5 protein-coding genes are annotated in these 4,744 nt (G+C 60.9%); 2 read left to right on the top strand and 3 right to left on the bottom strand.

Going from position 1 to position 4,744, the window contains the following annotated elements; genetic code table 11:
• Nucleotides 1–907 precede the first annotated feature (907 nt).
• Together FS320_RS38185 and FS320_RS38180 are read right to left on the bottom strand one after the other, a co-directional pair.
• Nucleotides 908–1,234 carry a hypothetical protein gene (locus FS320_RS38185; protein WP_152717484.1) on the bottom strand — a complete coding sequence of 109 codons (327 nt, stop codon included), beginning with the start codon at nt 1,232–1,234 and terminating at the stop codon, nt 908–910.
• Nucleotides 1,235–1,263: 29 nt separating this feature from the next.
• Nucleotides 1,264–1,608: a response regulator gene (locus FS320_RS38180; protein WP_152717482.1), complete on the bottom strand. Its 345-nt coding sequence runs from the start codon at nt 1,606–1,608 to the stop codon at nt 1,264–1,266.
• Nucleotides 1,609–2,074: 466 nt separating this feature from the next.
• Here FS320_RS38180 and FS320_RS38175 point away from each other — a divergent pair, with 466 nt between their 5' ends.
• Together FS320_RS38175 and FS320_RS38170 are read left to right on the top strand one after the other, a co-directional pair.
• A complete protein-coding gene (locus tag FS320_RS38175; RefSeq protein WP_244627653.1) occupies nt 2,075–2,911 on the top strand; it encodes an SGNH/GDSL hydrolase family protein in 837 nt (278 codons plus the stop codon).
• 86 nt (nt 2,912–2,997) lie between these two features.
• Nucleotides 2,998–3,354: a DUF2934 domain-containing protein gene (locus FS320_RS38170; RefSeq protein ID WP_202882949.1), complete on the top strand. Its 357-nt coding sequence runs from the start codon at nt 2,998–3,000 to the stop codon at nt 3,352–3,354.
• 66 nt (nt 3,355–3,420) lie between these two features.
• On the opposite strand, the gene FS320_RS38165 is transcribed toward FS320_RS38170, so the two are convergent.
• Nucleotides 3,421–4,110, bottom strand: a complete 690-nt coding sequence (locus tag FS320_RS38165; RefSeq protein ID WP_162003514.1) for a PRC-barrel domain-containing protein — start codon at nt 4,108–4,110, stop codon at nt 3,421–3,423.
• Between the last annotated feature and the right edge of the window lie 634 nt (nt 4,111–4,744).

Here is a 4,744-nt window from a genome sequence, read left to right as displayed (position 1 = left end):
CAGGCGCCCACCGTCGAAAGCAGCGGTGATCTTCTTGCGGCCAACGGCTGGAAACGGGAAGGTGGCAGGTGTATCGTCCGGCATGGCGAGTGTGGCACAGGGCAATTGGTGGCAGGGATTAGTCTCAACAACCAAATCCTACGCTGCTTCAAGTGCTTAAGCTACACTCGCCAGCCTTCATCAACCTTCCCATGCATAAGAACGGCTAGCGTAGTCCATTCACGGTCCTCATAAGAGCGCCCGGGTGTTTCGTAAGGACCGGAAGCAGGAGCCGTGCGATAGGTAGGCTTTGCCTTGAGTTCGGACTGCACCAAGAACAATGCTCCTATTTTTGAGGCATTCAATTCGCCTTGTCGTCCCGTCGCTCGCCGCGACGCCGCCATTTGATAGGGCGTCGATAGAACATTCGGGCAAAGCCCCAGCCTCCTCCGATCAGGGGCCCAAGTAGGAGAAGATCAATTATGCGCTCCCTCGCTTAGAAGCCGTTCGAAGATCCCTGCACGGCAGCTTTGCCTTCCGGATCTTACGGAGCCACCGGCATTGACGAGGTATTCTGTGCGATCCGTAGGAACCAGAAAGCAACTGGATCGTCACTCAACAACCGGGGCCGTAAAAAATTTCAGGTCACTCGCGCGGGTCTGCCGCGCCCGAGACGACTGGACGATGCTGATCAGGCGGCGAACAACCTCTGAGACTCAAGGGCGGAAACGCGAAAAACCATTGAGGTAATGACAGGTCGATGGCAGTGCCCGAGCGTCGGGCATGGGTACAACGTCCAATCCTGCCGCGGTATCCGCTTCCCAGTTGAAATCATCGACCGGGCCATTTGGTTGGATCGCTGCTTCAGCTTAGACATGAGCGAGGTCGAACCGGACTTTACAGCGCGACCCGCACGGCCGACCTTGGCTTACTTGCTCTGAAGCTCCGGTGGGACCGCCAACGTCTCCTCATGATCGTGATCGATCGGCACGAGGAAGGTCACGAAGACGCCGTCATCCTCCTCGTCTTCATCATCATCGTCGACGTCGAATTCAGGAGCCTCGAACGCAGCAACCTCCTCCTGGGACGCAGGCCGGATGCGCAGTGGCGCCTGCCCGTCCCACAACGGTGCTCCCTCGCTGGTCATCACGGTCAGGTCCTGCCTGAACTCGTCGCTCTCGAAGATCTCTCGTGCCTGAGCCTCTTCGGTATCCGTGATCGCAATGGGCTTGCCGCCGATTTCAAGAGTAAACATCGCTCCTCCTGTGTAAATGAAATCGCCGTTCAGGCGTCAGTTCCATGGAGGCGGGTGAGAGCTTGGGTGAGTTCTTCACGTGGAACAGGCTTTTCCAGCCACGGCACGCCTTTGAGCTCCTCCGGCAGGCTCGCGGTGTAAGGCAGGCCCGAATAGATGGCGAAAGGCGTATTCCGGCCCTTCAAGGCTTGGGCGATCGGCAGGGAGGTGCCATCTCGGAGGGACACGTCCAGCACCGCAACCTGCGGCGTGTTGTGCTCCAACCATTGGAGCGCGTCGGCGCAGGACGGGAACGGGCCGGCCACGGAGAACCCGGCGTCCTCCAGGTAGGCTTCAAGCGCCATGCCAATGAGCGCCTGGTCTTCAACGATCATGCAACAGGGTGGAGTTATCACATTAGGCCTCGTGATACGCTTCTAAGGCAACGAAGAGAGCCCCGTTGAGGGCGTAACCTCAACTGACACACATCTTGCCTGCGGGAGAGGATCCCCTCACTCACCCAAGTTAACCTTGGCCTTATTTATCGATGAGCACCCTCCGCCGAGGTTACCCGTCGGTCGTCGACCGTCGAGCGTCACAGTCTGCCGAACGATCCATGCGTAGGAACGCCGCCTAGAATCCGGGATCCCCGTCGAGAGCATCCATAGGCGGGGGTGCAATTCCGCGGGAGCGAGCCTTCTCGGGCACATTCGCTCCGTCACGGAGTTCTGGTGAGATACGCCGGAAACCTAACCTGGGAAAGGACGGCAGCGTTGGCGGATAGGCTGCAGAATGAAAAGGTCGTGATCAGCGGCGTCGCCAGCTGCATGAGAGAGGCACCTCCGCGGGCCGGCAGGCAGCATGACGTCTCGATCGCAAGCCGTAACCGCCATGCTCCGCTCCCTTAGTTCCTTCATCATCATTGCCGTGATTTCTCTCATGAACGTCTCCGTTCAAGCTCAGCCTGCCTTTGATCAGATCGTGGTTTTTGGTGACAGCCTGTCGGACAATGGCAACGCGGGACGCTCTTCCAATGGGCCGGTTTGGGTCGAGCACCTCGCCGAACAGCTCGGCCTCTCCCTCGGGCCGAGCCAGGCGGGCGGGACGAACTTCGCGGTCGGCGGGGCCCGGCTCGATCCGCGTTCCGGGAACACAAGTCTGCGGGCCCAGGCCAGTACCTATCTGCGCACGTCCCGTCCGCCCGGACGCAGTCTTAACATCGTCTACGGTGGAGGTAACGACCTGCTGGCTGCTGTTGGAGATCCTGGCGGAGAGACGATGGTTGCGTCGGCCGTGGCGTCGTTGCGGAGCATCGTCGCGGATCTGGTAGGTCAGGGCGCGACCGACATTCTGGTGCCCAATCTTCCCGCCATCGGGATTACTCCGGCCGTGCGAGCTCGGGGCGGCCAAGCCGTCGAGGCAGCGAATGGGCTGGCGGCGCGCTTCAATAAAGCTCTCGATCAGGCTCTCTCCGGGTTTTCGAGCCATACGGGTCTGCGTCTGTACCGTCTCGACGTGTGGCAACTGGCGGAGCGGGTGAAAGCTGATCCGGCCGCGGCGGGCTTCGTCGACATCACCAGTCCATGCGCACAGCATCGGCGCTGCGAGGGCTATCTGTTCTGGGACGATGTTCACCCCACGACCCAGGCTCACCGGCGCCTGGCGGACGCCGCCCTTCAGGTGCTGAAGGCGCCATAAGCCGGAAATCGGGTATGGCTCCATTCGACAGGCAACATGTTCTCGCACTCAGCATTAATCTCCGAATGTTCAGGATAGGAGGCAGCATGGCCCAGGAGAAAACCGGTCCGGATGCGACGCCGCGCATTGGTCTCGATCTCGGTCGTCAGATCTTCGACGATCAGGGCGGCAGCGATCAGGACGAGAAGCACCGTCGTGCAAGTGAGGATATGATCCGACAGAGAGCCTACGAGCTCTGGGAAAGCGGGGGCCGCACAGCCGATCCGCAGGATCACTGGTACAGAGCCGAGCGTGAGTTGAATGAGACCACGCAGGAGCGCTCTGAAGCCACTGTCGAGAATGCTTCTCCCGCCGCGGCGGCAGAGGCAATGGGAGCCGTCAGCGCCCAATCCGCCGCAGTGGGAGTTGCCCAGAAGCGATCCCGGTCCAAGCGGACCACCTGAGCATTTCTACGAAATGCAACGAGCTGGCAGCCGGCGTTAGGCCCTGCCAGCTCTGGTTCACCGCTCTTACTGCCGTGGTGCGTTCGGCGGGGTGTTGCCGGGCGTATTGACGTTCTGTGGCGGCGGATTGGTGTTGCCTGCGGCTCCTGCCCGATTCTGGTCGTTCGCGTAGCGGAACTCGGGCGTGTTCTGCAGGTCCGCCTTGGTCATCTTGACCATGGCCCGCGCAGGCGTGTTGGGATCGTTGCCTGCACCTGCCGCAGCGCCAGCGGTGCCGGCCGGAGCGGTGCCCCCGGTCATGCCACCCGCACCACCTGCTGCGGTGCTGCCGGTGCTCGTCGGCTGACCCGCTCCGCCGGTTGCGGTGCTCGGCACCGTCGTGTCGGCGGTTCTTGCACCACCTTGGTTGGCGTTCGCGGAGGCCTGGATCTCCTGGTTGGACATCCATTGGACCTGGTCGAACGGAATAGCCACATCCTTCTGAGCGATGCCCAGGAAGCCGCCGACGCCGACGACGAGGCCGTGGATCTTACCCTGCCGGTCCACCAGGACCTCGTCGATGTCGCCGATCTTCTGATTGTCCGCTCCATAGACATCGATGCCCATCAATTGCGAGCCTCGCATGAGCCCCGGCGGCATCTGCGTCATGACCTGACCCGACCCGGTGGGCTGGGTGGGAGCGGATGTCTGGGCTAGGGCTGTGCTGGCGATCAGTGCGGCAGTGGCGAGACCTGCTGCAAACTGTGTCTTCCGCATGATTTCCTCCGTACGATCAAGAGCACCGCAATTGGTGTCTCGAAAGTCAACAAAAGTGCAGGGGAGGGAGTTCAGAGCCTGCGAGCACCGGCTTGCGTCGAGCGGTATCGAAATCATGCCCGCCATCGTGACTGGGTCTGACGACGTGGACGTGCCGGTCCGAGCACCTCCGCAAGAAACCAGACAACTCCTCTGAATCCCTGTCGGAGCTACCGTCCGTTGTCGATCTCGACAGATCTGCAAACGCCCCCGATCGGACACTGAGCGCTATCGGACGTTCTTACCCAGGTGGGGCGAGCAACTTCCTGAAGCGCGCAGAAGCTTCCATCACGAACGTAGCGGTCGAAGGTGTTCGGTCCCGTGTGCAGAACGACGGACCCTTGGGAAGAGACGATCCCTCTGGCTTGGGCACAGGTCATGGTGAGGGTGGTGGAACCCGATTGGGCCATGGCGCTAGTCGACACACATGCACTCGTCGACATGCATGCAATGACGAGGGTCATGAGGTGTAGTAGCTGGAACTTGATCTGACATTTGGCGTCCGAGAGTTGGTCGGGCTCATCTGTCCGATGATGTTTTCAAGCGGCGATCATCTTCTCCTTCGCTAACGGGATTGCATCGAGGAAGGTCTGCA

The organism is Microvirga tunisiensis (assembly GCF_009296175.1).
Taxonomy (GTDB): Bacteria; Pseudomonadota; Alphaproteobacteria; order Rhizobiales; family Beijerinckiaceae; genus Microvirga; species Microvirga tunisiensis.
The sequence above is the reverse complement of the archived record's forward strand: the minus strand, read 5'-3'. Positions and strand labels throughout refer to the sequence as shown.